This window comes from Micromonospora sp. NBC_00617, from assembly GCF_045161355.1.
Classification (GTDB): Bacteria; Actinomycetota; Actinomycetes; order Mycobacteriales; family Micromonosporaceae; genus Micromonospora.
Genome location: NZ_CP107751.1, coordinates 2,262,934 through 2,288,679, shown reverse-complemented (window position 1 = coordinate 2,288,679; position 25,746 = coordinate 2,262,934). Strand labels below are relative to the sequence as shown.

The following is a 25,746-nucleotide window of genomic DNA, read 5'->3' as shown; positions in this document are numbered from 1 at the left end:
CGAAGCCCTATCTCGGGACGTACGCCGAGCGGGCCTGAGCCACCTCGGCGGCCTGGCGCTCGCGCCAGCGACGCTGGCTGTCCCGGTTGCAGGCACGGCACGTGCGGCGGTACCGGCCCGTCGACTCGTCGAGTTCGCGCTCGTGCCCGTTGCGGCAGGTCGACGTCTGCGCTCTCGTGCGGCAGTTGTCCGCGTGGCTGACCTGCCGCAGATGGGTGGGCTCGACGCAGTCCCTCGCTGGGCAGAGGTGGTCGACCTCCAGGTGCGGGTCGTAGCCGCCGACGAAGACGGCGTACGCCGCGATGTGCGCCCACGCGCGGCCCGCCACCTTCTGGTAGACGCCGCGCCGTGAGCCGTAGCCGCGGATGATCAGACAGCCGTCGGCCTGCCGGACCGACCGCTGCAGCAGATACTCACGCAGACTGTCTTCGGTGAAGTGTCGGGACAGACCCTTGACCCCGCTGAGCACGCCGTCACCCTATCCGGGGAGGCGGGCCGCCTGCTCGGGCACGTCCACGTCGGTGCCGTCGGCGACATCGGCGCAGGGGATCAGCCGTACCGCCTCGCCCCGGGCCCGCAGGTAGTCCCGCGCGCCCCGATCTCCGGTGGCCGCCTCGGCCGCGCCGGCCCAGTGCTGTCGGCCGAGCAGCACCGGATGCCCGCGCCGACCGTCCGCATAGGTGGCCACGGCGAGGGAGCCGACGGTGGCGTCGCGGGCGACGCGGCGCACCGCCTCGGGGGTGAGGCCGGGCATGTCGACCAGGGTGACCACGACGGCCACGGCCGGGCTGGCCGTCAGGGCGGCGAGCCCGGTCCGCAGGGACGAGCCCATGCCCGTCGCCCAGTCGTCGTTGAGCACCACGCTGGGCAGTCGCGCCCGGGAGCGCACCTGGTCGGCCTGCGCGCCGAGCACCACCACGACCGGTTGGCAGCCGGCAGCCGTGAGGATCGCCGCCGCGTGGTCCACCAGCAGTCGCCCACGATAGGGCAGGAGGGCCTTCGGCATGCCGAGTCGACGCCCGGCGCCGGCCGCGAGGAGCAGTCCCGCCGTCACCATGGGCCGAGCGTAGTCAGCCGCGCGCCCGTCGGCGTCGCATCGGGATGAGCCTCAGGGGGTGAACCGGTCGGCCGGGACCGCTAGCATGCATCTCGTATCTGCTGTCACGTATTTACGGTGAGGTGCCGGATGACACCGGACGAGACGTCGGCGTGGCAACGACTCTGCCCCCTGCCGATGGCCCAGCTCGACCCGCTGCCGGCCATCGCCCGGCACCTGGATCACCCCGACACCGCACGCCGGCTCGCGGCGGCCGACGCGGGGCGCACACCACCGGACGACGTCCTCGGCGACCTGCGGGAGATCGGCGTCGCCGCCGTGTACGACCCCGCCAGCGCCACCGCCGTGCACGTCAACGCCCTCAACGCGCAGGCCGCCCGGCACAGCGGGAGCCTCGCCATCACCCTCGGGGTCAACGCGCTGGCCCTGCTGCCGCTCTGCATCGCCGGCACGCGCGAGCAGCGCGACCGGGCCGGCGCGGTGCTGCGCGGCGGAGGCGCCGCCGCCATGCTGCTCACTGAGCTGGAGCACGGCAGCAACCTGGCCCGCACCGGCACCCGCGCCGACGCGGTCGACGGCGGGTACCGGCTGACCGGCGAGAAGCAACTCATCAACGGCGGTACCCGGCACGACGTGCTCATCACCCTGGCCCGGCTCGCCGACACCGACCGCTTCGGCCTGTTCCTCGCCGAGCGCGACGACACGGTGACGGCCCTGCCCCGATGGCGGACGCTGCCCGCCGTCGCCGCCGACATCTCCGGCGTACGGTTCGCCGGCACCCCGGCCCAGCCGATCGGCACGCCCGGCGACGGGCTGACCATTCTGCAACTGACCCTGGCGCTGTCGCGCGGCGGCATCGGCTCACTCGCCTCCGGCGCCGCCAGCGGCGCGCTCGCCCAGGCCGTGCGGTACGCCCGCGAGCGCGACGTCTACGGCGAACCGATCGTGCGCCTCGGCGCGATCGCCGAACACCTCGTCCGGGCGGCGGCCCTCGACGTGCTGGTCGCGGCGACCGCCGTGAAGGCCACCTTCCTCATCAACGCGCTCGGTCCGGCCGCCGCGTACGCCGCCGCCGTGGCCAAGTACGCCTGCTGCGAGCTGGCCGAGCAGGCCGTCACCGAGGGCCGCGCGGTACTGGGCTCGCGGGCCCTCGTCGAGGAGTTCGGGTACGCCGCGCGGGTCCGCGACGTGCTGCTCTACGGCGTGTTCGACGGCACCCGCCACATCCTGCTGGACCAGTTGCAGTGGCGGTTGGAACGCTTCGCCGCCGGCTCCGACCGCTCCGGCGACGGCTATCCGGTGCTGGCTGACGCGTACTCCCGGACACCGCAACCGCTGGTGCGGGCCGCGCGGCTGCGGCTGCGGCCGTACGCCCCGGGCCCGGCGGCCCGCGCCGCGACGCTCGCCGCGCACACCGGTCGTGCGGCGGTGGCCGCGCTCGGCGCGCTGGTCACCCGCCTGGTCGACCTGGTCGGGCAGGCCCGCCGCGACGGGCGGTGGGCCGCCGACCAGGCCTGGCGGTATGCCGCCGCCGGCGTCCTCGCCGAGGCCGAGGCGCTGCTCGCCGCGGTCGAGCTGATCGACGCCGAGTGTCGTGCCGTCGCCGGCCTGCCCGGGCGGGCCGCCGCCCGGGACGAGGCGGCGCTGGGCTACGCGCTGGGCTGGCGCGGCGCCGAACTCGCCACCCGGGTCGAGGTGCTCGCCGCCGACCTGTGCGCCGATCGCCCCGCCGACACGGCACACGGTCACCGGGATCTGGTCGTCGCGTTCGCGGGCGAGCTGGCGCCGGCCCGTACCGCGCTGCGCCGCTGGCTGACGTCGCCCCCCGCCGAACCGGCCGGGTGGACGGCAACGGACGCGCTCGCAGGAGCATCGACATCGGACGGACCCGACGGCGACGGCGGGACCGGCAGATCCGCCACGGCGGGCCGGCTCGGCGTCGGGACGCGGTGATGGCGCGTCAGGGTGGGTCACCGGACCGGCGGATGCGGGTGGCGGGACAGGAAGCGTCACCGGAGCGGCGGCTGCGGGTGGCGGTCGACGTCGCCGGCGCGGATCTCGGGCCGGAGCCCGTCGTCGCCGGCGCGCTGGCCGCGGCCGCCACGGTGGACATCGCGCTGGTCGGCCCGCAGGCGCTCATCCGCCCGCTGCTGCCCGGCGGTGTCGCGCCGGTGGGCGTACGACTGGTGCACGCCCCGGACGTGGTCGGCATGGGCGAGGATCCGGTGGCCGCGACGTACGCCAAGCGGCGCTCCTCGCTCCTGGTCGCCGCCGGGGAGGTGGCGGCGGGCCGGGCGGACGCCATGGTGACCCCGGGCAACACCGGCGCGGCGGTGCTCGCGGCCGCCGTCCGGCTGGGTCGGGTGCCGGGGGTGAGCAACCCGGCCCTGGCGACGGTGCTGCCGGTGCCGGGCGCCGGTCCGACCGTGCTGTTGGACATCGGCGCGACGGCGGCGGCCGTACCGGAGTGGCTGGTCGAGTTCGCGGTGCTGGGCGCGGAGTACGCGCGGGGGCGGTTGGGGCTGGCGCGGCCGCGGATCGGCCTGCTGTCCAACGGGCACGAGGCGGTCAAGGGCGGGCCGGTCCGCCGCGACGCGCACCTGCTGCTGGCCACGATGCCCGGGTACAGCGGTCAGATCGAGGCGTACGACGTGCTCGGAGGCCGCATCGACGTGGCGGTGACCGACGGGTTCACCGGCGACGTGGCGTTGAAGATGTACGAGCGGACGTTGGACGCCACCGTCGGCTTGGCGCTGGACGCGGTGCGGGCGTTCTCGCCCATCGGGGCGTTGGCGCGCGACCGGCGGCGGCGGGTGACCCGGGCGGTGCGCGACGGGCTCGCGGCCGAGCCGGGTGGAGCGCTGCTCGGGGTACGCGGTGTGTGCGTGATCTGCCACGGAACGGCCACCGCCGTCGACGTCGAGTCGAGCGTGCGCATCGCCGGGGAGTGCGTCCGCTCGGGTGTGGTCGAGCGGATCGCCGTCGCCTTCGCGGCCTCGTCGCGCCAGCGACTACGCACCCGGCGCAGCCCGGTCGACGGATGAGTTATCCATTCTCGTATCTGGCTTTACACAGACAAGCGTTGATATGGTTCCGGCATTCCTGGCATGAGGGTGGTGCGATGTCACAACAGTTGATCCAGGTCAGCGATCTGCGCCGGTCGTTCGGCGCGACGACGGCGGTCGACGGGGTGAGCTTCGAGGTGGCCGCGGGCGAGGTGGTCGGCCTGCTCGGACCCAACGGCGCGGGCAAGACCACCACGATCCACTGTCTCACCACGCTGCTGAAGCCGGACTCCGGCACCGCCCGCGTCGCCGGCTTCGACGTCGTCGATCAGGGCGCCGAGGTGCGCCGCAGCATCGCGGTCACCGGCCAGTTCGCGGCCCTCGACGAGCTGCTGACCGGCCGGGAGAACCTGGTGCTGTTCGGCCGGTTGCTCGGGCTGGGCCGGCAGGCGGCTGCCACCCGCGCAAACGAGCTGGTCGACCGCTTCGACCTGGGCGAGGTGGCGGGCAAGGCGGTGCGCACCTACTCCGGTGGCCTGCGCCGCCGCCTCGACCTGGCCGCGAGCCTGGTGGTCGACCGGCCCGTGCTGATCCTCGACGAGCCGACCACCGGCCTGGACCCGCGCAGCCGGCGGGCCCTGTGGGAGGTCGTCCGGGAGCTGCGCGACGACGGCACGGCCGTGCTGCTCACCACGCAGTACCTGGAGGAGGCCGACCAGTTGGCCGGGCGGGTCCTGCTCATCGACCACGGCCGGGTCGCCGCCGAGGGCGCCCCCGATGAGCTCAAGCGCCAGCTCGGCGGCGCGGTCTGCGAGGTGCGCATCGAGGACCCGCGGGCCCGGGCGGTCGCGGCCTCGCAGCTGAGGGCGGCGTTCGAGGGGCTGACCGAGGACGAGGACGTGCTGCGGCTGGCCGCCGGCTCCGGCACTCTGACCGAGGTGGTGCGGCGGCTGGAGTCGGCGGGTGTTCAGGCCGACGACGTCACCGTGCGGCGGCCCACCCTGGACGAGGTGTTCCTGTCCCTGACCGGGTCCGACGACACCGAGAAGGCGGACGCGGCGGGGGCCGGCCGGTGAGCACCGCGACGGCGGTGCCGGCCAGCGGGCTGCGGCAGTTCGCCGTCCTGGCCGCCCGCAACCTGCGGCAGGCTCGCGCGGGCCGGTCGGTCGGCCTGACCGTCGTGTTCCCGCTGACGTTCTTCGCCGGTTTCATGGTGGTCTTCCAGCGGCTGATGTCCGACTACGGGATCGCCTACGAGCAGTTCCTTCCGCCCGCGATCGTCGTGCAGACCACCGCCCTGGTCGCCATGTCGGCCTGCTACATGATCGCCGGCGACGCCCGCAGCGGCCTGACCGCCCGGTACCGGACGTTGCCGATGAACGCGGTCGTGGTGCCGTTGGCCCGGCTCGTGGTGGACGCGGCCCGCGCCGCCGTCGCGGTGGCGGTGATCCTCGTCGCCGCGGTGCTCGTCGGTTTCCGGTTCACCGCCGGGGTGGCCCGCGCCGCGGGCTTCGTCCTGCTGGCGGTCGGCTTCGCGGTGGTGCTCGCGGCGGGCTGCGTGGCCCTGGGGCTGGGCGCCCGCGACCCGGAGCAGGTGTACTCGGCGCTGACCCTGCCGTACCTGGTGCTCACCACGGTCTCCACCGCCTTCGTCCCGGTCGACGCGTTTCCGGGCTGGCTGCAACCGGTGGTCCAGGTGTCGCCGTTCTCCGCCCAGGTCGACGCGTTGCGCGCGCTGTCCACCGAGGGCGCCGACGAGAGGGTGTGGCCGGCGCTGGTCTGGTTGCTGGTCCTGGGGCTGCTGTTCGGCGCGGCCGCGGCACGTTCGTTTCGGAGGAGCCGATGAGCACCGTCACGCAGGCCTCGCTGTTCGCCGGGCGTAATCTTCGCCGGTTCTTCCGGGCGCCGCCCGCGCTGGTCTACGCGTTCGCGTTCCCGGTGCTGCTCCTGCTCACCCAGTACGCGGTGTTCGGCCGGATCGTCGGCGACGGCGACCGGCAGCACTACCTGGAGCGGTTGGGCCCGCTGGTGGTGCTGTCCACCGCCGCGTTCGGGTCGCCGTCGAGCGCCGTCGGGTTCCTGCGGGACCTGCGCGGCGGGCTGGTCGACCGGCTGCGCACCATGCCGGTGGCGCCGGGGGCGCTGCTGGCCGGTCGGGTCGTCGGTGACGTGCTGCGCATCGTCGGCATCGGAGCCCTCACCACGGGCGTGGCGATGCTGCTGGGGTTCCGGTTCCGTCAGGGGCCGCTGGCCGTCGTCGGCTTCTTCGCGGTGATCGCGCTGTTCGGTGTGCTGTGGGCGGCGATCGCGTTGTGGCGGGGCTCCGGTCCCGGTGACGAGGAGTCGCTGCCGCCGTCGCTGACCGGTCCGGCGACCCTGCTGTTCATCTTCTCCTCGGGGTTCGTGCCGGTGTCGGCGTTCCCCTCGGTGGTGCAGCCCGTGGTGCGGGTCAACCCGTTCTCGGTCGCCACCGAGGCGCTGGTCGGTCTGTCCAGCGGCGGGCCGGTGCTGTGGCCGGTGCTGCAGACCCTCGCGTGGGTGCTCGGGTTGGGCGGGGTCTGCCTGCTGGTGGCGGTGCGCCGGTTCGGCCGCCGCGCCGACGGCTGAGCCCTCGTCAGACGGGGCTGGCCATCCGGTACAGCATCTGCTGCCCGCCGGTGGCCAGCAACAGCCCGCTGTCGGACCAGACGCGGGCGCGGGCGCCGAGCACCCCGCCGGTGGCGGCGGCGGCCTCGCCCTCCACCAGCAGCCAGCCCGCGCCGTCGTCGCCGCCCTGGAACCCCACGTACAGGTCCATGCTCGGGGCCATGAACGTGGTCCGCTCGAACGCCTGCACCACCGCCGGGAACTGCACCACGTCGACGGCGAAGACGAGGCGGGCCGCCGCCAGCCAGGGGTCCGCGTCGGCCGGCAGTTCCTCGTGCAGCCGCAGCCAGCCCCGGATGGTGGGCACGCCGTCGCGTTGCGGCTGCCAGCCTCCGGCGGGCCAGCCGGCCAGGCGTACCTCGTAGCACCGCTCCCAGATCGGCAGCACCGGCAGGCCGTCGCGGCGCATCAGCTCGACCAGGGTGGGCAGCTCGTCGGGCTTGGGCAGGTCAGGTGGTGGCATCCAGCGCCGTTCGGGGCCGAGCAGGCCGGCGGCGATGGTCCAGACGTACGCGGCGAGCAGGATCCGGCCGCGCTGGCGCAGGGTGACGTGCAGGGCGGCGGCGCGTCGGGTGCCGTGCACGCGGGCGACCTCGACGTCGACGTCGCCGTAGCGCGCCGGCGCGAGGAACTGGCAGCTGAGGCTCACCGGCAGCATGGCGCCGGCCTCCTCGCCCGCCGCGCGCAGCGCGATCGCGGCCAGGTAACCGCCGTTGGGCCCCCACACCGACCAGTCCTCGGACAGGTAAGCCCGGTACTGGCCGGGCGCGGTCTGTCGGACCGCGGCGTCGTCCGCGAGACTGGCCATCAAGGACCCCTTCCGGCGTCGGGACGCGTGAAAACAAGATACTGCAGATCAAAAGCAGATACGAGTACGATGCGGCGCATGGATCTGCGTGACAGCGCCGAGGAGGCCGAGTTCCGGGCGGGCCTGCGGGCCTGGTTGGCGGGCGCGGTGCCGGTGACCGCCGGCCCGGACGGGGCGCCGCCGCAGGGTCGGTGGGGCGACATCGAGGCGGTGCGGTCGTTCACCCGCGGGCTGCACGCCGCCGGGTACGCGGGCCTGACCTGGCCGGCCGAGCACGGCGGGCGCGGGTTGCCCCCGGCCTACCAGGCGATCTACCTGGAGGAGACGGCCCGGGCCGAGGCCGCCGAGCACATCGGAGTCATCGGCCTGGGCATGGTCGGGCCGACCATCATCGCCTGCGGGTCGCCCGAGCAGCGCGCCTGGTACCTGCCGCGCATCCTCACCGGGGACATCATCTTCTGTCAGGGCTTCTCCGAGCCGGAGGCCGGCAGCGACCTGTCCGCCGTGCGGACCGCCGCGCGCCGAGACGGCGACGAGTTGGTGGTGACCGGGCGCAAGGTGTGGTCGTCGTACGCGCACCTCGCCGACCACTGCCTGCTGCTGGCGCGCACCGCCCCCGAAGAGCGCCGCCACCGCGGGCTGACCTGCCTGCTGGTGGACCTGCGCTCGGCCGGTGTCACGGTGCGCCCGATCCGCCAGCTGACCGGCGAGGCCGAGTTCGCCGAGATTGAGTTCGACGAGGTGCGGGTGCCGCTCGACGCGGTGGTCGGTGCGGTCGACGACGGGTGGCGGGTCGCGATGACCACCCTCGCCCACGAGCGGGGCACCTTCGGGTTCACCCTGACCGCCCGGCTGGACGTGGCGTTCCGCCGGCTGGTGGCGACCGCGAAGGCCCGCGGCCGCGACACCGACCCGGTCGTACGCGACCAGATCGCCGCCCGCTACGTCGAGTTGGAGGGTCTGCGCTGGACCAACCGGCGTGCTCTGGCCGCGCTGGCGCGTACCGGGGTGCCCGGCCCGGAGACGTCGGTGATCAAACTGCGCTGGTCGCAGGCGCACCAGCGGCTCACCACCCTCGCCGTGCAGTTGCTCGGCGACGACGCCGAACCGGACGGGTGGGACCGCTACTGGCGGCACCAGATGCTGCGCAGCCGCGCCAACACCATCGAGGGCGGCACCTCCGAGGTGCTGCGCAACCTGGTCGCCGAGCGCGTACTGGGCCTGCCCCGGTCGTACTGACCGCCGACCCGCCCACGACGAGGGGAGACCTGATGGACTTCGCACTGACCGGTGAGCAGGAGGCGCTGCGGGACACCGCGGCGAAGTACCTCGCCGACGACCGGGCCACCGACGACGGCCAGGCGTGGGCCGAGGTCACCGACCTGGGCTGGCTCGACGCGGAGCTGGGCACCGTCGAGCTGGCGCTGCTCGCCGAATGCTTGGGCTGGGCGCGCAGCCGGTCACCCTGGTGGGCCACCGTGGGCCTGGCCGGCCCGGCGTTGCGGGCGGCGGGCCGGCCGGTCGCCGCTCCCGCGACGCTGGCCTGGGCGTGGACGAACGGCCCCGGCACCCTCGCCGAGGCGGTTGCCGCCGCCCGTGGGAGGGCGTCCACCGACGCTCGCTCGTCCACGGACACCCCGGGAGTCGGCTGCGCGGTCGCCGCCGACGGGACGCTGACCGGCCGGGCGATCCGCGTGCCACACGCGCTCGAGGTGGTGGACCTGGTGGTGGCCGCGACCGGGCCGTACGGGGTGGAGCTGCGCCTGGTCGACGCGTCGGCGGTGCGGGCGACGCCGGCCGGGGCCGGCGGGCAGGCGCTCGATGAGAGCCGCACCGTCTCGACGGTGGAGCTGACCGGCGTACCCTCGACGCTCCTCGTGGCCGCGGACGCCGCCGCCGACGTGCTCGCGCTGGCCCGGCAGCGGACCCTGGCCCTGCTCGCCGCGGAGGCCGTCGGCGTGGCGGCGAGGGCGCTGACCTGGGCCAGCGGGTACGCCGCCACCCGCACCCAGTTCGGAGCGCCGATCGGCGCCAACCAGGCGGTCGCGCACCCCCTCGCGGAGTGCTACGGCCACATCGAGACGGCCCGGTCCCTGGCCTACCGGGCCGCGTGGGCGGTCGACGCCGAGCCGGGCCGGGTCGCCGACCAGGCGGTGCTCACGGCCGGCGTGGCCGCCCGCGAGGCCGCGATGACCGCCTGCGAGGTAGCCATCCAGACCTACGGCGGCAGCGGCTTCACGTGGGAGCAGCCGCTGCACCATTGGTATCGCCGGGCGTGGTGGCTGGCGACCTTCGACGGCACGGTCGCCGACAACCGGGCCGAGCTGGCCGGCCTGCTGTTGGACGACTGACTTCGCCGCGAGGGCGCGGGGGCTGCGCCGAGGGCTGATCCACCGCGCGCGGAAGCCGCCCGCGCACCGTGGATCAGCAGTCGGTGGTCAGGACGAGCCGGGCCGGTAGGAGCCGAAGCTCCACAGGTTGCCCTCGGCGTCGCGGACCGAATAGCCCTGGCCGCCGTAGTCCTCGTCGCGGAGCTTCTGCACGACCTCGGCGCCGGCGGCGACGACCCGTTCGTAGTGCGCCGCCACGTCGTCGAGCACCACATAGGTCGCGGCGGGCCCGGTGTCCAGAACGAGTCGGCCGTCGCTGCCGTCCGTCTGGGAGGCGAGCATGACCATGCCGTTGCCCCAGGTCAGTTGCGCGTGACTGATGGAGTCGTCCGGGCCGGGGACGACCAGCTCCGCGCGGAAACCGACGACGTCGACCAGCCACCCGATGGCGGCCGGCGCGTCGCGGTAGCGCAGGGTGGGCATGACTTCCGGGCCTCTGCTCATACCCGAGAGTCTAATGAAGAATCGCGGATAGCACATGTGATGCGTCCTGGCATGTCGTGTGTTCGGCTACGCTGAGCCCATGCTTCGCTACGATTTCGTGGTCGTCGGCGCGGGCGCGGCCGGCGCGGTGCTCGCGGCCCGCCTGAGCGAGGATCCGGCCCGTTCCGTGTTGCTGCTGGAGGCCGGCCCCGACCTCGTCGGTGCCGCGGTGCCCGAGGCGTTGCGCACCGGCTCGGTGGAGGCCGAGGACGGCTTCGACTGGGCCCTGCGGGCGACCGTCGTCGCCGGGCGGGAGGCGCCGCTGCGGCGCGGCCGGGTGGTCGGCGGCTCGACGCAGATCAACGACCGGGGCGCGATGCGGGCCCCGGCCGCCGACTTCGTCTCCTGGGGCGCCCGTGGCCTGCCGGAGTGGGACTGGCCGGCGGTGCTCCCGGCGTTTCGCCGGTTGGAGGCCGACCAGCAGTTCGGCGACCGTGACCACCACGGCGGCGACGGGCCCGTCCTGATCACCCGGTGGCCGCGCGGTGAGCTGACGCCGGCGATGGACGGCTTCCTGCAGGCCACGCTCGGCCTGGGCCACGACTATCAGGAGGACATGAACGCCCCCGACGCCGTCGGCATCGGGATGTACCCGCAGAACCGGCGCGACCGGCTGCGAATGTCCACCGCCCGCACCCACCTCGATCCGGCCCGGTCGCGGTCCAATCTGGTCGTTCGCGGCGACGCCGAGGTCGAGCGCGTGCTGCTCGACGACGGGCGGGCGGTGGGTGTGCAGGTCGCGGGGGAGCGGATCGACGCCGGGGAGGTCATCCTCTGCGCCGGCTCGCCGTACAGCCCGGCTCTGCTGCTGCGCTCGGGGATCGGCCCCGCCGACGAGCTGCGCGCGGCCGGCATCACGCCGCTGGTCGATCTGCCCGGCGTGGGCGCGGACGTGATCGACCAGCCCGGCGCGATCATCCTGGTCGTTCCCGAGCCGGAGACGATCGGCGGGGACTGGCCGCGTACGCAGCTCATCGCCCGGCTCGCAGGCATCCCGGGTCACGAGGCCGACCAGGCGTTCTATCTGAGCCTGTTCACCGGCATGAGCACGTCGCGGGGCGCCGGCGCGGGTCTGGACCGGATCATCGGCGTCGACCAGGTCAACACCGTGATGATCGGCGACATGGCGATGGCCTCGCGCGGACGGATCTCGGTGCGTGACGCCGACGGGGCGAGCCCACCCGTGGTCGACCTCGGGTTCTACACCGCCGAGGGTGACCTGGCCCGGATGCGCGACGCGTACCGGCACGCGTGGGAGATCGCCAACCAGGCGGCCTTCACCAAGACGGTCGCCCGGTTCGCGCTCGTCGACGACGCGGTCGTGGGCGACGACGAGCAGCTCGACCACCTGCTGCGCGCTACCACGTACAGCCGGTTGAACCTGGTCGGCGGCGCGCGGATGGGCGCGGCGGACGACCCGGGCGCGGTCGTCGACGGGCGGTGCCGGGTGCGCGGCGTGGCCAACCTGCGGGTCGTCGACGCCAGCATCGTTCCGGTGCCGCTGCGCGCGCCGGCCGCGTTGACCAGCATCATGATCGGCGAACGTGGGGCCGAGCTGATCGCGGGCTAGCGGCGCAGCAGCGCCGACAGCGCGACGGCGGGGTTGCCCACCACCGCCCGCGCCACGGCGACGTAGCCGTCGAGCAGGCGTACGGCGTCGCACGGGGCGAGCCGTGGCGTGTGGAACAGCACCACGCGCAGGCCGTCGCCGCGCGGGGCGAGCGCCAGCTCGGTGCCGAAGCGGCTTCCGATCGCCTCGGGAACGAGCAACTCGAACTCGGTGTCGCCGACGCGTACGCGGTGTGACAGCTCGGCCATCATCTGGAACACCACGTCGTCGACCCGGCCGCCCAGGTTGGCGCTGCCGGTGGCGACGGCCTGGTAGGGCTGCTCCTGGTTGGCGAAGGCGGCGGCGGTCGTCGCGTGGGTCGCCTGGAGCAGGGCCGCGAAGGTGGCGAACGGCGGCAGCCGGGTGCGCAGCACCACCATGTTGGCGCAGAACCCGACGGTGCGTTGGCTCTCTGGCTGGGCCCGGTTGGCGAACAGCGAGGCGACGGCGAGGTCACCCTGCCCAGTGACCCGGTGCAGGACGGCGTAGTAGACGGCCAGGGCCACGGTGAACAGCGTCGTGCGGTGTCGCCGGGCCAGGGCGCGCAGCCCGTCGGCGACGTCGGCGTCGAGGTCCCGGGCCAGCACGCCCGGGGTGGCGTCCGGGGGCGGCTCGCGGTACGGCAGGCGCGGCAACCGCAGCCCGGTCAACTGAGCGCGCCAGAACTCGCGTTGCCGGTCCAGCTCCGTGCCGGCCAGCCGATCCTCCTGCCAGGTGACGAACTGCGGGTACTGCCAGCGCACCGGGGGCAGCTCGGCCCGCGCGTCGACGTAGAGGGTGCGCAGCTCCTCGAAGAGCAGCCCGCACGACCACGCGTCGGTGACCAGATGGTGCATGGTGAAGCACACGATCACCTCGTGGTCGCCGACCCGCCAGGCGGTGGCCCGGGTCGGCCACCGGGTGACGTCCACCCGGGTCGCCAGCTCGGTGGCGACGGCGACGTCGGCGGCGGCGCGCGGATCCGGCTCGCCGCGCAGGTCGACCACCCGCAGCTCGACGGGTCGCGGATCGTGCACGAGCTGGGACAGCCGTGGTCCGCGACCCACGACAGTGGTCCGCAGCGCCTCGTGCCGCGCGGTAAGCGCCGTGAGCGCCCGCTCCAGCGCGGTCAGGTCGACCGCGCCGCTGAGGCGGCACAGCAGCGGGCAGTTCAACGCCCCGTGGTCCGCCCGGTAGTGCTCGATGATGCCGAGCAGCCGCTGTCCCACGGACGCCGGTACGGGTCGGGGGGCCACGCCACGACGGTACCGCTCGTCGTTGTATCTGTCATCAAGGGTCTGGCATCTTGTGTTCTCTCTCGGTACCTTGGGCGCATGTCTGGTCTGTCGGTGACCACCCCCGTGCGTGCGCAACTGACGTGGCACTACGAGTCCGAGATGCCCCGGGTCCTGTCCCTGTACGAACGGGCCAAGAGCGCACAGTGGAACGCCAGCACCGATGTCGACTGGTCGATCGAGGTGCCGTTCGGTGAGCCGCTGCCCGACGACTCCGCGTTCGCCATGGCGTCGTTCGAGGCGTCCCCGCTGGCGCGGCGCGGCCGTGGAATGTGGGACACGTTCCGGTGGGAACTCCAGTCGTGGATGGTGAGCCAGTTCCTGCACGGTGAGCAGGGTGCGCTGGTGGTCGCCGCGCGCCTGGTCGAGGTGGTGCCCGACCTCGACAGCAAGTACTACGCCGCGAGCCAGGCCGCCGACGAGGCCCGGCACGTCGAGGTGTTCTCCCGCTACCTGCGCGAGAAGGTGCCGCATCCGTACCCGATCAACCCGGCGCTGTCCGAGCTGATCGAGGACCTGCTCTCCGACTCCCGGTGGGACATCACCGCGCTGGGCATGCAGATCGTGGTCGAGGCCCTGGCGATGGCCGCGTTCCGGCTCGCCAACAGCACCTTCCACGACCGCCTCATCTGCGACATCACCCGCCTCGTGGCCCGCGACGAGGCCCGGCACGTGTCGTTCGGGGTGCTGTCGCTGGAGGGCATCTACCGCGAGATGACCAGCGCCGAACTGGCCGACCGCGAGGAGATGGTGCTCGACTCGGCGAGCCTCATGCGCCGCCGGTTCCTGCTCGAGGACGTCTGGGACCGCATCGAGGTCGACCGGGGCGAGGGCGTCGACTTCGCCGCACACAACGAGCTGATGATCAAGTATCGGCAGGCCATCTTCGCCCGCGTGGTCACCGCGCTGGCCAACATCGGCCTGCTGACTCCCCGCGTCCGCGAGGGCCTGGAGCGGCTGGACCTCATCGGGTTCGCCGACCGCTCGATCCGCGTTCCCCGCGCCTGAGATGTCGGGAGGAGACATGCCAGTGCCGACTACGCTGACCCTCGACGGCATGTGCGACGACGTCGCGTCGCTGCTCGACGAGCCGGTGTCACCCGACGAGGATCTGCTGGAGCGTGGCCTCGACTCGATCGGGCTGATGCGGCTCGCCGCCCGCTGGGCCGGCGCGGGTCTCACCTTCGCCCAGCTCATCGAGGTGCGCACCGTCCGGCAGTGGCACGCGCTGGCCCACCCGGCGTCGCCCGCCGACGAGCCGGGCGCCATCGCCGCCGCCGACGAGGTGACGATCGACCCGGACGAGCCGTTCGCCCTGGCGACCATGCAGCACGCGTACTGGGTCGGGCGGGCCGGGGAGCAGGCCCTCGGCGGTGTGGGGGCGCACTTCTACAACGAGTTCGACGGCCGGCAGGTCGACCCGGACCGGCTGGACCGAGCCGTCCGAGCCCTGGTGCGACGCCACGACATGCTGCGCGCCCGCTTCCTCGACGACGGCCGGCAGCAGATCACCCCGGACGGCGCCTGGCCCGGCCTGACCGTGCACGACCTGCGGGACCTGCCGGCGCACGAGCGGGACCAGCGGCTCGCCGACCTGCGCGCCACCCTCTCGCACCGCACCCTGCGGGTGGACCGGGGCGAGGTGTTCGACGTCCAGCTCAGCCTGCTGCCCGACGGGGCGAGTCGGGTGCACGTGGAGATCGAGATGCTGGTCGCCGACGCGCACAGCTTCCGGGTGCTCCTCGGCGACCTCGCCCATCTCTACCGCCGGCCCGACGAGCCGCTGCCGCTCATCGGCTACAGCTATCCCCAGTACCTGGCCACCCACGAGCGGCGTCGAGCCGACGCCCGCGAGGCCGCGGCCGGCTACTGGCGCCAGCGGGTGCCCGACCTGCCCGGCGGGCCCGACCTGCCGGTGGCCGTGGCCCCGGAGCGGGTCAGCGGGCACCGGGTGGTCCGCCATCACCACTGGCTCTCCGGCGCCGACCGGGACCGGCTCGCCGCTCGCGCGCGCGAGCACGGCGTCACCCTGTCGATGGTGTTCCTGACGGCCTTCGCCGAGATCCTGGCCGCCTGGAGCAGTCGGCAACGCTTCCTGCTCAACCTGCCGCTGTACGACCGGACGCCGTACCACCCGGACGTGCCGTCGCTCAGTGGGGACTTCACCAACCTGCTGCTGCTGGAGGTCGACGCCACCGACGAGGTGCCGTTCGTCGACCGGGCCCGCCGCCTGGGCGAGCAGTTCGCCCGGGACGTGGCGCACAGCGCGTACTCCGGAGTGGACGTGCTGCGCGACCTGGCCCGCGCCCGCTCCGACCGGGCCGTGCTCGCCCCGGTGGTGTTCACCAGCGCGCTCAGCCTCGGCGACCTGTTCGGCGCCGACGTGCGGGAGTGCTTCGGCGACCCGGTGTGGACGTCGTCGCAGACCCCGCAGGTGTGGCTGGACAACCAGGTCACCGAGCGCGAGGGGGGCCTGTACCTCAACTGGGACGTGGTGGCGGAGCTGTTTCCGCCGGGGGTGTCGGAGGCGATGTTCGCCGCGTACGTCCGGCTGTTGGCCGGCCTGATCGACGGCGACTGGGTCGCGTCGCCGGGCGACCTGTTGCCGCCGGAGCAGCGGGCGGTCCGTGAGCGGGTGAACGCGACCGACGCGCCGATCACGCCCGGTCTGCTGCATGACGGGTTCTTCGACGCCGCGGCCCGCGAGCCGGGTCGGGTGGCGTTGTGCGGTGACGGGGTGGCGGTGTCCTACGGGGAGCTGGCCGCTCGGGCGTTGACGCTGGCGGGGACGCTGGCGCGGGCCGGTGTCGCGCCGGGTGACGCGGTCGGGGTGTGCCTGCCCAAGAGTGTCGATCAAGTCGTCGCGGTGCTGGGCGTGCTCGCCGCCGGTGGCGTGTACGTGCCGGTCGGCATCGACCAACCCGCCGCCCGGCGGGGCCGGATCTGGCAGCGGGCCGGCGTCAGGACGGTCGTCGGCGCGGACGGGCTCGACCCGGCCGGTGACGGCGGCCCGGCCCTGCACGGGTGCGTTCCCAAAGACGCGGCGTCGGTGGCGTACGTCATCTTCACCTCCGGCTCCACGGGCGAACCCAAGGGCGTCGAGGTGCCGCACTCCGCCGCCGGCACCACCATCGAGGCCATCCGCCAGCGGTTCGACATCAGCGCGGACGACCGGGTCCTCGCCGTGTCGGCGCTGGACTTCGACCTGTCCGTGTTCGACATCTTCGCCCTGCTCGGCGTCGGCGGGGCGGTGGTGCTGATCGGCGAGGAGCAGCGACGCGACGCGAACGCCTGGCGTCGGCTCGTCGACGCGCACCGGGTCACCGTCTGGCAGTCGGTCCCCGCGTTGCTGGACATGCTGCTGACCGCCGCCGAGGCCGACGGCGGGCTGGACCACCTCCGGCTCGCCCTGCTCGGCGGCGACTGGGTCGGCCTGGATCTGCGCGACCGCCTGGTGGCGCTGCGCCCGGACGCCCGGCTCGTCGCCCTGGGCGGCACCACCGAGACCGCCATCCACTCGACCGTCCTCGAGGTCGGCGAGGTGCCGGCGCACTGGCGGTCCATCCCGTACGGGGTTCCGCTGCCCAACCAGCGCTGTCGCGTCGTGGACGGGCGGGGGCGGGACTGCCCCGACTGGGTGGTGGGGGAGTTGTGGATCGGTGGGGCCGGGGTGGCGGCCGGCTACCGGGGCGATCCGGAGCGCACCGCCCAGCGGTTCGTGACGTATGACGGGATGCGCTGGTATCGCACGGGTGACCTGGGCCGGTACTGGCCGGACGGGACGCTGGAATTCCTGGGCCGGGCGGACTTCCAGGTCAAGATCCGCGGGCATCGCATCGAGTTGGGTGAGGTCGAGGCCGCGCTGACCGACTGTCCCGGGGTGCGCGAGGCCGTGGTGGTGGCCGTGGGCGCCAGCACCCGCCGGCTCGCCGCCGCCGTCGTCCCCGAGGCGTCCGACGTGGACCCGGAGACCGTACGGGCGTTCGTCGTCGACCGGCTGCCGGCGTACATGGTGCCCGAGCACGTCGCCGTGCTCGACGCGCTGCCCCTGAGCGGCAACGGCAAGATCGACCGGCCGGCGTTGGCACGACGGCTCGCCGAGGGCGCCGGCCGGTCCACCGAGGTCGAGCCACCCGTCGGGCCGGTCGAGACGGCGCTGGCCACCCTCTGGGCCGAGCTGCTCGGCGTGCCGACCGTCGGCCGCGCCGACAGCTTCTTCACCCTCGGCGGGGACAGCCTGCTCGCCACCCGCCTGCTCGGGCGGATGCGCTCGGCCGGGCTGGCCGGCGGACAACTGCGCCGCCTCTTCGCCGAGCCGACCCTCGCCGGGTTCGCCGCCGGCGTACGCCTCGACACCGGCGCCGCGCTGACCGGGACCTTCGTGGCCGACCCGGCGCACCGCCACGAGCCGTTCCCGGCGACCGACGTGCAGCGGGCGTACTGGATGGGTCGCAGCGGCGACTTCGCCCTCGGTGAGGTCGGCTCGCACTGGTACTGGGAGTTCGACGGCGAGGACGTGGACCTCGACCGGCTCACCGCGGCCTGGAACCGCCTCGTTCGCCGGCACGAGATGCTGCGGGCCGTCTTCGACGCCGACGGACGCCAACGCGTCCAACCCGAGGTGCCCGAGGTGACCATCGAAGTCGGCGAGGGCGAGGCGGCGCTCACCGACCTGCGCGAACGGCTGTCGCACCGGATCGCCGACCCGACCCGCTGGCCGCTGGTGGCCATCGAGGCCGTCCGGTACGGCGAGCGCCGCGTCCGGCTGGCGTTCAGCTTCGACTACATCGTGCTCGACGCGCTCAGCATCGTGACCGTCTTCGCCGAGCTGTCCGCCCTCTACGTCGACCTCGACGCGCCGCTGCGCCCGATCGGCGTGTCGTTTCGCGACTACGTCCTCACCGCCCGGCCCGACGAGGCGACCGTCGAGGCCGACCAGCGCTACTGGTCGGCGCAGGCAGCGGAGCTGCCCCCCGCGCCGCGGTTGCCGCTCGCCGTCGACCCGGACCGGGTCCGCGCCCCCCGCTTCGTCCGCCACGCGGCACGGCTCGGCCCCGCCGAGTGGACCGCCCTGGTCCACGCCGCCCGCGCTCACGGGGTCAGCCCGGCCGCCGTGCTCGCCACCGCGTACGCCGAGGTGCTGTCGGCGTTCAGCGCGCGGCCGGACCTCACCCTCAACCTGACCCTCTTCGACCGCCGCGAGGTGCACCCCGACATCGACCACGTGCTCGGCGACTTCACCTCGCTGCTGCTCGTCCCGCACCGTCCCGGCGCGGCCGACGACTTCCTGACCGTGGTACGCCGCCTTCAGGAGCGCATGTGGGACGGCATGGAGCACAACGCCGTCTCCGCCATCTGGGTGCTGCGGGAGATCGCGCGGCGCACCGGCGCCCCCGCCGCCATGCCGGTCGTCTTCACCAGCGCGCTGGGCATCAGCGATGAACTGGTGAGCATGGCCCTGCCGTTCGGCGAGCAGATCTGGGGCGCCTCGCAGACCCCGCAGGTGTGGCTGGACAACCAGGTCATGGAACGCGGCGGTGGCCTGAGCATCAACTGGGACGTGGTGGCCGAGCTGTTCCCGCCCGACGTGGTGGAGACGATGTTCGCCGCGTACGTCGAGCTGCTGACCACCCTCGCGGCCGGGGACTGGGCGCGGCCCGTGCCGGTCGGGCTTCCCGCCGGCCAGCGGGCGGTCCGTGAGCGGGTGAACGCGACAGACGCGCCGATCACGCCCGGTCTGCTGCACGACGGGTTCTTCGACGCCGCGGTCCGGGAGCCGGGTCGGGTGGCGTTGTGCGGTGACGGTGTGGCGGTGTCCTACGGGGAGCTGGCCGCTCGGGCGTTGACGCTGGCCGGGGCGCTGGCGCGGGCCGGTGTCGCGTCGGGTGACGCGGTCGGGGTGTGCCTGCCCAAGGGCGTCGACCAGGTCGTCGCGGTGCTGGGCGTGCTCGCCGCCGGCGGCGTGTACGTGCCGGTCGGCGTGGACCAGCCGGTGGTCCGCCGGGAGCGGATCCTCACCCGCGCCGACGTGAAGACGGTCGTCGGCGCGGACGGGCTCGACCCGGCCGGCGACGGCGGCCCCGCCCTGCACGGCTGCGTCCCGGTGGAGCCGGCGTCGCTGGCGTACGTCATCTTCACCTCCGGCTCGACCGGCGAGCCCAAGGGCGTCGAGGTGCCCCACGCGGCGGCCGGGAACACCATCGCGGCGGTCAACGACCGGCTGCGCCTCGGCCCGGACGACCGGGTCCTCGCCGTGTCGGCGCTGGACTTCGACCTGTCGGTGTACGACATCTTCGCGCTGCTCGGCGTCGGCGGGGCCGTGGTGCTCGTCGAGGAGGGGCAGCGACGCGACGCCCGCGCCTGGCTGCGGCTCGTGCGCGAGCACGACGTCACCATCTGGAACACCGTGCCCGCCCTGCTGGACATGCTGCTCACCGCGGCCGGCGACGAACCGCTCGGCGCGTTGCGGCACGCTCTGGTCTCCGGGGACTGGGTCGGCCTGGACCTGCGGGACCGGCTGGTCGCCCGCCGACCGGACGCCCGGCTGACCGCCCTCGGCGGCGCCACCGAGGCGGGCATCTGGTCCAACGCGTTCGAGGTGGACGAGGTGCCGGCGCACTGGCGGTCCATCCCGTACGGCTTCCCGCTGCCCAACCAGCGCTACCGCGTCGTGGACGGGCGGGGGCGGGACTGCCCCGACTGGGTGGTGGGGGAGTTGTGGATCGGTGGGGCCGGGGTGGCGGCCGGCTACCGGGGCGATCCGGAGCGCACCGCGCAGCGGTTCGTGACGTATGACGGGATGCGCTGGTATCGCACGGGTGACCTGGGCCGGTACTGGCCGGACGGGACGCTGGAATTCCTGGGCCGGGCGGACTTCCAGGTCAAGATCCGCGGGCATCGCATCGAGTTGGGTGAGGTCGAGGCCGCGCTGACCGACTGCCCCGGGGTGCGCGAAGCCGTCGTGGTGGCCGTGGGCGCCAGCACCCGCCGGCTCGCCGCCGCCGTCGTCCCCGAACCGGGCGTCACCCTCGACCCGGCCGCCACCAGCGCGTTCGTCGTCGACCGGCTGCCCGCGTACATGGTGCCCGAGCACGTCGCCGTGCTCGACGCGCTGCCGTTGAGCGGCAACGGCAAGATCGACCGGACGGCGGTGGCCACCCTGCTCGCCGGCGGCGACAGCGGACCGGCCGACGAGCCACCCCACGCCGGCCTGGAGAGCGACCTCGGCGCGCTCTGGGCCGAGCTGCTGAACTGTCCCGTTCCCGGCCGCACCCGCACCTTCTTCAGCCTCGGCGGGGACAGCCTGCTCGCCACCCGCCTGCTGGCCGCGCTGCGCGAACGCTACGGCGTCGACCTGCCGATGCGGGGGCTGCTCGACCGACCAACCATCGCGGACCTGGCCACCGCCGTGCAGCACGCCGCCGGCACGTACGAGGAAGGGGCCATATGAACGGGCAGGACCTCATCGCCGAGCTGGCAAAGTTCGGTGTGCAGCTCTGGGAGGAAGACGGCCAGCTCCGCTTCCGGGCCCCCACCGGCGTCCTCACCGACCAGCGCCGCGCCGCGCTCCGCCAGCACAAGGAGCAGGTGCTGGCCGTGCTGCGCGACGCCGCCGCGCCCAGCGCGGTGCCGCACCCCGAGCAGCGGTACGAGCCGTTCCCGCTCACCGACGTGCAGAGCGCGTACCTGCTCGGGCGGGGCGACTCGTTCGCCTACGGCGGGGTCGGCTGCCACGGCTACGGCGAGCTGACGTTTCCCGAGCTGGACGTGGACCGGCTGGAACGCGCCTGGCACGAGGTCGTCGCCCGGCACGACATGCTGCGGGCCGTCGTCAACCGCGACGGCTTCCAGCAGGTACGACCCGACGTGCCGGCGTACCGCGTCGAGGTGCGCGACGCCGACGCGGCCGGCTTCGCCGACGCGGTGGCCGCCAACCGGGCGGAGCTGGACCACCGCCGCTACGACCCGCAACAGTGGCCGCTGTTCGCGGTGCGGGTCACCCGCGGCCCGCACCGCAGCGTCCTGCACTTCTCGATCGACTTTTTGATCTGCGACTTCGTCAGCATCAACATCCTGCTCGACGAGCTGGGCCGCCGCTACGCCGGTGACCCGCCCACCGACGAGCTGACCCTGACGTTCCGCGACCACCTGCTGGCCACCGAACCGCTGCGCGGCGGACCCCGCCACGACGCCGACCGGGACTGGTGGCTGGCCCGGCTCGACGACCTGCCCCCGGCGCCGGAGCTGCCGCTGCGCGGTGACGCCACGGCCGCGCCGCCCCGCTTTCGTCGCCTCGACCTGCGGCTCGACCCGACCGAGTGGGCCGGGTTACGCCAGCGCGCCGGGCAGCACGGCATCAGCCCGTCGGGCGCGGTGCTCGCCGCGTACGTCGAGGTGCTCGCCGCGTGGAGCGTGCACCCGCGCTTCACCGTCGACGTCACCCTGCTCAACCGGACGCCGACGCACCCGCAGGTGGACCGGATCGTCGGCGACTTCACCTCGGTCAGTCTGCTCGCCGTGGAGCAGAGCCCGGACGCGCCGGTGCAGGAGCGGGCCAAGCGCATCCAGGCGCAGCTCTGGTCCGACCTGGACCACCGTCGGTTCTCCGGCGTCGACGTCGTTCGGGAGCTGGCCCGCCGTCGGGGCGCCGACGCCGCGCTGATGCCCATCGTCTTCACCAGCGCCATCGGGCTGGGCGGCGACACCGGCGTGGAGGGCTTCGGCGAGCTGGGCTACGGCATCAGCCAGACCCCGCAGGTCTGGATCGACTGCCAGAACATCGAACGCTCCGGCGGGCTGGCCACAAACTGGGACGTCCGCGAGGGCGTCTTCCCCGACGGTGTGGTCGACGAGATGTTCGCCGCGTACGCCGCGTTGCTGCGCCGGCTGGCGGCCACCGACGAGGCGTGGGAGGAGCTGGCCCCGGTGGCGTTGCCCGAGGCGAGCGCCCGCCGCCGCGCCGAGGTCAACGACACCGCCGCGCCGCTGCCCGAGGGGCTGCTGCACGAGGGGGTGCTCGCCCAGGCGCTGCGAACCCCGGACCGGGTGGCCGTGGTGGCCGCCGACGGCACCCTCACCTACCGGCAGCTCACCGGCCGTGCCACGGCGGTGGCCGCGCGGCTGGCCGAGGCCGGCTGCCGACCCGGGGACCTGGTCGCGGTGGTCGCCGACAAGGGCTGGCGGCAGGTGGTCGCGGTGTTCGGCGTCCTGCTGGCCGGTGGGGCGTACGTGCCGGTCGACACGAACCAGCCGCCCGTGCGCCGTGACCTGATCCTCGACGGCGCGGGGATCCGGCACGTCCTCACCGGGGCCGACCGGGTGGACGGCCGCTGGCCGGCGGGGATCACGCCGATCGCGGTGGACGACCTGGACGGGCCGGCGCCGACGGCCCTGCCGGCCCGCAGGGTCGGCCCGGACGACCGCGCGTACGTCATCCACACCTCCGGCTCGACCGGCACCCCGAAGGGCGTGGTGATCACCCACCGGGCGGCCCTGAACACCGTGGCGGACATCAACACCCGGTTCGACCTGACGCCCGACGACCGGGTCCTCGGCCTGGCCAGTCTGGGCTTCGACCTGTCGGTCTACGACCTGTTCGGCCCGCCGGCGGTCGGCGCGGCGCTGGTGCTGCCCGCGCCGCAGCGCCGGGGCGACCCGACCCACTGGGCGGAGCTGGTGGCCGAGAACGAGGTCACCATCTGGAACTCGGTGCCGGCGCAGTTGCAGATGCTCGCCGACTATCTCGCGGCCGCGCCGATGGTCCGGGTCCCCTCGCTGCGGCTGGCCCTGCTCAGCGGCGACTGGATCCCGGTCACCCTGCCGGACCAGATCCGGGACCTCGTCCCCGGTCTGGCGGTGGTCAGCCTCGGCGGCGCGACCGAGGCCGCCATCTGGTCGATCATCCACCCGATCGGGCGGGTCGACCCATCGTGGCGCAGCATCCCGTACGGGGTGCCGCTGACCAACCAGACCTGGCACGTCCGCGACGCCGCGCTGCGGCCTCGCCCGGACTGGGTCGCCGGGGAGCTGTACATCGGCGGGGCCGGGCTGGCGCTGGGCTACCTCGGCGACGAGGCGCGCACCGCCGAGCGGTTCGTCACCGACCCGTCCAGCGGCGAGCGGTTGTACCGCACCGGTGACCTGGGCCGCTACCTGCCCGACGGCACGATCGAGTTCCTCGGCCGGGAGGACTTCCAGGTCAAGATCCGCGGCCACCGGATCGAGCTGGCCGAGGTCGAGTCGGCGCTGCTGGCGCACCCGGGCGTGGGCGGGGCGATCGCGGTGGTCGACGGCGACCGTCCACTGGAGCGGCGGCTGGCCGCCGTCGTGCAGCCCGCCGCCGTCGAGCCCGGCCCCGGGCAGCCGGTCGACTCGGCCGGGCCCACCGCGGCCGGGGCCGCGCTCGTCGCCGGCACCGACCTGGGCGCGTACCAGGCGTACCTGCACGAGCTGGACCAGCTCGGCCTCGCCGCCATGCTGGACACCCTGCGCGCCGCCGGTCTCGCGCTCGACGACCGCCCGCACAGCCTGGCCGAGGTGTACGCCGCCACCCGCGTCGCACCCCGGCACCGCCGGCTGCTGCGCCGCTGGCTGCGGGCGCTGACCGACAGCGGGGTGCTGCGCCACGACGACGACGGCTACCGGCTGGTCAGCGGGCCGCCGCCGGCCGCTCGGGCCTGGGACGCGGCGGCCGAGCGGGCGGCGGCGGTCGGGGAATCTCCCGAGCTGGTCCGCTACTTCCAGGCCAGCGCCGCGGCGCTGCCGGCGCTGCTGCGCGGCGACGAGGACCCCCTCGCGCTGCTCTTCCCCGGTGGTGAGCTGGCGGTGTCGGACAACCTCTACGCCGACGCCCTGTTCAACAGGTGGGCCAACGCGGTCGCGGCGGCGACAGTCCGGTCGCTGGCCGAGCGATTGGACGGGCCGGTGCGGATCGTCGAGGTCGGCGCCGGGTCCGGCGGTACGACCGCGGCGGTGCTCGACGCACTGGACGGTCTCGACGTCGACTACCTCTACACCGACCTGTCGGCGTTCTTCCTCGGCGCCGGCCGGCAACGCTTCGCCGACCGCCCCGGGCTGCGTTTCGCGCAGCTCGACCTCGACGCCGACCTGGCCGGGCAGGGGATGGCGCCGAACAGCGCCGACATCGTGATCGCCGGCGACGTCCTGCACGCCACCCGGGACGTGCCGGCCACCCTCGCGCGGCTGCGCGGCCTGCTCGCCCCAGGCGGGCACCTCGTGCTGCTGGAGATGACCCGGGAGCACTACCAGATCATGACGTCGCTGGAACTGCTGGTGCGGCTCGACGACGACCTGGGCGACTTCGCCGACCTGCGCCACGGCACCGACCGCACGTTCCTCACCGGCGACGAGTGGCGCGGTCTGCTCGCCGCCGCCGGGGCGTCGCCCGTGCTCGACCTGCCGGCGGCCGCCGACCCGATGGCCGGGCTCGGCATGCGGATCATCGCCGCGCGGGTGAAGGCCGACCGGCGGCGGGTGGTGCCCGACGAGCTGCGGGAGCACCTGGCCGACCGGCTGCCCGACTACATGATCCCGAGCCTGGTGCAGGTGGTCGACGAGCTGCCCCGCACCGCCAACGGCAAGCTGGACCGGGCGGCCGTACGCGGGCTGGTGGCGGCCACGACGGCCGGTCCCGAGGCGACCGCCGCGGCCCCGCTGACCGAGTTGGAGGAGCAGATCGCGGCCGTCTGGGCCGACGTGCTGCGGGTGGAACGGGTCGGGCGGGACGCGGACTTCTTCGCCCTCGGCGGTGACTCGCTGCTCGCCGCGAAACTCGCCGGTCAGCTCGCCGAGCGGGTGCCGGCCGCCGCCGACGTGTTCTTCGACGAGTTGCTGCGCCGGATCCTGGAGCACCCGACCGTCGCGGACCTGGCCGATCACCTGGCCGCCGTCGGCGGCGTCCGGCCCGACGAGGAGCCGGCCGTCAGCGACACCGGCGAGGTGGTGACACTGGCGGGTGCGGGCCCGCCGCGCTACGTGCTGGTGCACGACGGCAGCGGCAGCCTCGACGGGTACGCCGGGCTGGCCGAGCGGCTGGCCGCCACCGGGGCCGTGTGCGGGATCGTCGACGGTGGCCTGCACCGCTACGCGGGTCTCGACCCGGCGCCGCTGGTGCAACGCCTCGCCGCCGACTACACGACCGCGCTGGCCGAGCACGTGTCGGCCGGGGAGCTGGTGCTGGTGGGCCGGGGTGCGGCCGGGGTGCTGGCGTTGGAGCTGGCCCGGCAGCTCACCGAGTCCGGGGTGGACGTCGCCACTCTGGTGATCGCCGACCCGGTCGACGGCGACGGCTACGGCAGCTCCCCGTACGCGGGCGACGTCACGTTGCTGTGCGCGGCGGAGCCGGACCCGACGAGCGTCGACTGGTGGCGTGACGTGTGCCTGGGCGAGCTGACCGTGCGACAGGTGCCGGACGAACCGGGCGAGTGGGCCGGTCCGATCGCCGGGGACGGCTGA

At 74.3% G+C, this 25,746-nt stretch carries 16 protein-coding genes; 11 read left to right on the top strand and 5 right to left on the bottom strand.

Annotation, left to right across the window (positions count from 1 at the left end):
- Positions 1 to 7 precede the first annotated feature (7 nt).
- Together OG505_RS10365 and OG505_RS10360 are read right to left on the bottom strand one after the other, a co-directional pair.
- Positions 8 to 469 (bottom strand): HNH endonuclease, encoded by a 462-nt coding sequence (locus tag OG505_RS10365; protein WP_405432829.1) that lies wholly within the window; start codon positions 467 to 469, stop codon positions 8 to 10.
- A 9-nt stretch (positions 470 to 478) separates the two neighbouring features.
- Positions 479 to 1,057 carry an NTP transferase domain-containing protein gene (locus tag OG505_RS10360; RefSeq protein ID WP_405432828.1) on the bottom strand — a complete coding sequence of 193 codons (579 nt, stop codon included), beginning with the start codon at positions 1,055 to 1,057 and terminating at the stop codon, positions 479 to 481.
- Positions 1,058 to 1,186: 129 nt separating this feature from the next.
- Here OG505_RS10360 and OG505_RS10355 point away from each other — a divergent pair, with 129 nt between their 5' ends.
- From OG505_RS10355 to OG505_RS10335, 5 genes are all read left to right on the top strand, one after another.
- Positions 1,187 to 3,010 (top strand): acyl-CoA dehydrogenase family protein, encoded by a 1,824-nt coding sequence (locus OG505_RS10355; protein ID WP_405432826.1) that lies wholly within the window; start codon positions 1,187 to 1,189, stop codon positions 3,008 to 3,010.
- Entirely contained in the window at positions 3,010 to 4,101 is a 1,092-nt protein-coding gene (locus tag OG505_RS10350) for a phosphate acyltransferase PlsX (protein WP_405432825.1), read from the top strand. The genes OG505_RS10355 and OG505_RS10350 overlap by 1 nt, the downstream gene beginning before the upstream one ends.
- Positions 4,102 to 4,178: 77 nt before the next feature.
- The gene (locus tag OG505_RS10345) at positions 4,179 to 5,138 is read left to right on the top strand and encodes an ATP-binding cassette domain-containing protein (protein WP_405432823.1); all 960 of its coding nucleotides are present in this window, start codon (positions 4,179 to 4,181) and stop codon (positions 5,136 to 5,138) included.
- A complete protein-coding gene (locus tag OG505_RS10340; protein ID WP_405432821.1) occupies positions 5,135 to 5,908 on the top strand; it encodes an ABC transporter permease in 774 nt (257 codons plus the stop codon). Before OG505_RS10345 ends, OG505_RS10340 begins: the two co-directional genes overlap by 4 nt.
- Positions 5,905 to 6,669, top strand: a complete 765-nt coding sequence (locus tag OG505_RS10335; protein ID WP_405432820.1) for an ABC transporter permease — start codon at positions 5,905 to 5,907, stop codon at positions 6,667 to 6,669. Before OG505_RS10340 ends, OG505_RS10335 begins: the two co-directional genes overlap by 4 nt.
- A 7-nt stretch (positions 6,670 to 6,676) precedes the next feature.
- On the opposite strand, the gene OG505_RS10330 is transcribed toward OG505_RS10335, so the two are convergent.
- A complete protein-coding gene (locus OG505_RS10330) occupies positions 6,677 to 7,516 on the bottom strand; it encodes a thioesterase family protein (protein ID WP_405432818.1) in 840 nt (279 codons plus the stop codon).
- Between the two features lie 78 nt (positions 7,517 to 7,594).
- On the opposite strand from OG505_RS10330, the gene OG505_RS10325 reads away from it, so the two are divergent.
- Complete coding sequence (locus OG505_RS10325; protein WP_405432817.1) at positions 7,595 to 8,755, top strand: acyl-CoA dehydrogenase family protein; 1,161 nt, start codon at positions 7,595 to 7,597, stop codon at positions 8,753 to 8,755.
- A gap of 32 nt (positions 8,756 to 8,787) precedes the next feature.
- Positions 8,788 to 9,867, top strand: coding sequence for an acyl-CoA dehydrogenase family protein (locus OG505_RS10320; protein WP_405432815.1), 1,080 nt, complete (start codon positions 8,788 to 8,790; stop codon positions 9,865 to 9,867).
- An 87-nt stretch (positions 9,868 to 9,954) separates the two neighbouring features.
- On the opposite strand, the gene OG505_RS10315 is transcribed toward OG505_RS10320, so the two are convergent.
- The gene (locus OG505_RS10315; protein ID WP_405432814.1) at positions 9,955 to 10,350 is read right to left on the bottom strand and encodes a VOC family protein; all 396 of its coding nucleotides are present in this window, start codon (positions 10,348 to 10,350) and stop codon (positions 9,955 to 9,957) included.
- A gap of 79 nt (positions 10,351 to 10,429) precedes the next feature.
- On the opposite strand from OG505_RS10315, the gene OG505_RS10310 reads away from it, so the two are divergent.
- The gene (locus OG505_RS10310; RefSeq protein WP_405432813.1) at positions 10,430 to 11,959 is read left to right on the top strand and encodes a GMC family oxidoreductase; all 1,530 of its coding nucleotides are present in this window, start codon (positions 10,430 to 10,432) and stop codon (positions 11,957 to 11,959) included.
- Here the strand turns inward: OG505_RS10310 and OG505_RS10305 are convergent.
- A complete protein-coding gene (locus OG505_RS10305; RefSeq protein WP_405432812.1) occupies positions 11,956 to 13,233 on the bottom strand; it encodes a condensation domain-containing protein in 1,278 nt (425 codons plus the stop codon). The two genes, OG505_RS10310 and OG505_RS10305, sit on opposite strands and share 4 nt — an antisense overlap.
- A gap of 78 nt (positions 13,234 to 13,311) precedes the next feature.
- Between OG505_RS10305 and OG505_RS10300 the strand changes: the two genes are divergently transcribed.
- The 3 genes from OG505_RS10300 to OG505_RS10290 are packed head-to-tail and all read left to right on the top strand — an operon-like array spanning position 13,312 to position 25,746.
- Positions 13,312 to 14,280 (top strand): ferritin-like domain-containing protein, encoded by a 969-nt coding sequence (locus OG505_RS10300; protein WP_405432811.1) that lies wholly within the window; start codon positions 13,312 to 13,314, stop codon positions 14,278 to 14,280.
- Positions 14,281 to 14,296: 16 nt separating this feature from the next.
- Positions 14,297 to 20,722 carry an amino acid adenylation domain-containing protein gene (locus OG505_RS10295; RefSeq protein ID WP_405432809.1) on the top strand — a complete coding sequence of 2,142 codons (6,426 nt, stop codon included), beginning with the start codon at positions 14,297 to 14,299 and terminating at the stop codon, positions 20,720 to 20,722.
- Positions 20,719 to 25,746 carry an amino acid adenylation domain-containing protein gene (locus tag OG505_RS10290; RefSeq protein ID WP_405432807.1) on the top strand — a complete coding sequence of 1,676 codons (5,028 nt, stop codon included), beginning with the start codon at positions 20,719 to 20,721 and terminating at the stop codon, positions 25,744 to 25,746. Before OG505_RS10295 ends, OG505_RS10290 begins: the two co-directional genes overlap by 4 nt.

Coding starts and splice junctions, on each gene's coding strand:
- OG505_RS10360 (WP_405432828.1), bottom strand. CDS start 1,057: ATGGTGACGGCGGGACTGCTCCTCGCGGCCGGCGCCGGGCGTCGACTC.
- OG505_RS10355 (WP_405432826.1), top strand. CDS start 1,187: ATGACACCGGACGAGACGTCGGCGTGGCAACGACTCTGCCCCCTGCCG.
- OG505_RS10350 (WP_405432825.1), top strand. CDS start 3,010: ATGGCGCGTCAGGGTGGGTCACCGGACCGGCGGATGCGGGTGGCGGGA.
- OG505_RS10345 (WP_405432823.1), top strand. CDS start 4,179: ATGTCACAACAGTTGATCCAGGTCAGCGATCTGCGCCGGTCGTTCGGC.
- OG505_RS10335 (WP_405432820.1), top strand. CDS start 5,905: ATGAGCACCGTCACGCAGGCCTCGCTGTTCGCCGGGCGTAATCTTCGC.
- OG505_RS10330 (WP_405432818.1), bottom strand. CDS start 7,516: ATGGCCAGTCTCGCGGACGACGCCGCGGTCCGACAGACCGCGCCCGGC.
- OG505_RS10325 (WP_405432817.1), top strand. CDS start 7,595: ATGGATCTGCGTGACAGCGCCGAGGAGGCCGAGTTCCGGGCGGGCCTG.
- OG505_RS10320 (WP_405432815.1), top strand. CDS start 8,788: ATGGACTTCGCACTGACCGGTGAGCAGGAGGCGCTGCGGGACACCGCG.
- OG505_RS10315 (WP_405432814.1), bottom strand. CDS start 10,350: ATGAGCAGAGGCCCGGAAGTCATGCCCACCCTGCGCTACCGCGACGCG.
- OG505_RS10310 (WP_405432813.1), top strand. CDS start 10,430: ATGCTTCGCTACGATTTCGTGGTCGTCGGCGCGGGCGCGGCCGGCGCG.
- OG505_RS10300 (WP_405432811.1), top strand. CDS start 13,312: ATGTCTGGTCTGTCGGTGACCACCCCCGTGCGTGCGCAACTGACGTGG.
- OG505_RS10295 (WP_405432809.1), top strand. CDS start 14,297: ATGCCAGTGCCGACTACGCTGACCCTCGACGGCATGTGCGACGACGTC.
- OG505_RS10290 (WP_405432807.1), top strand. CDS start 20,719: ATGAACGGGCAGGACCTCATCGCCGAGCTGGCAAAGTTCGGTGTGCAG.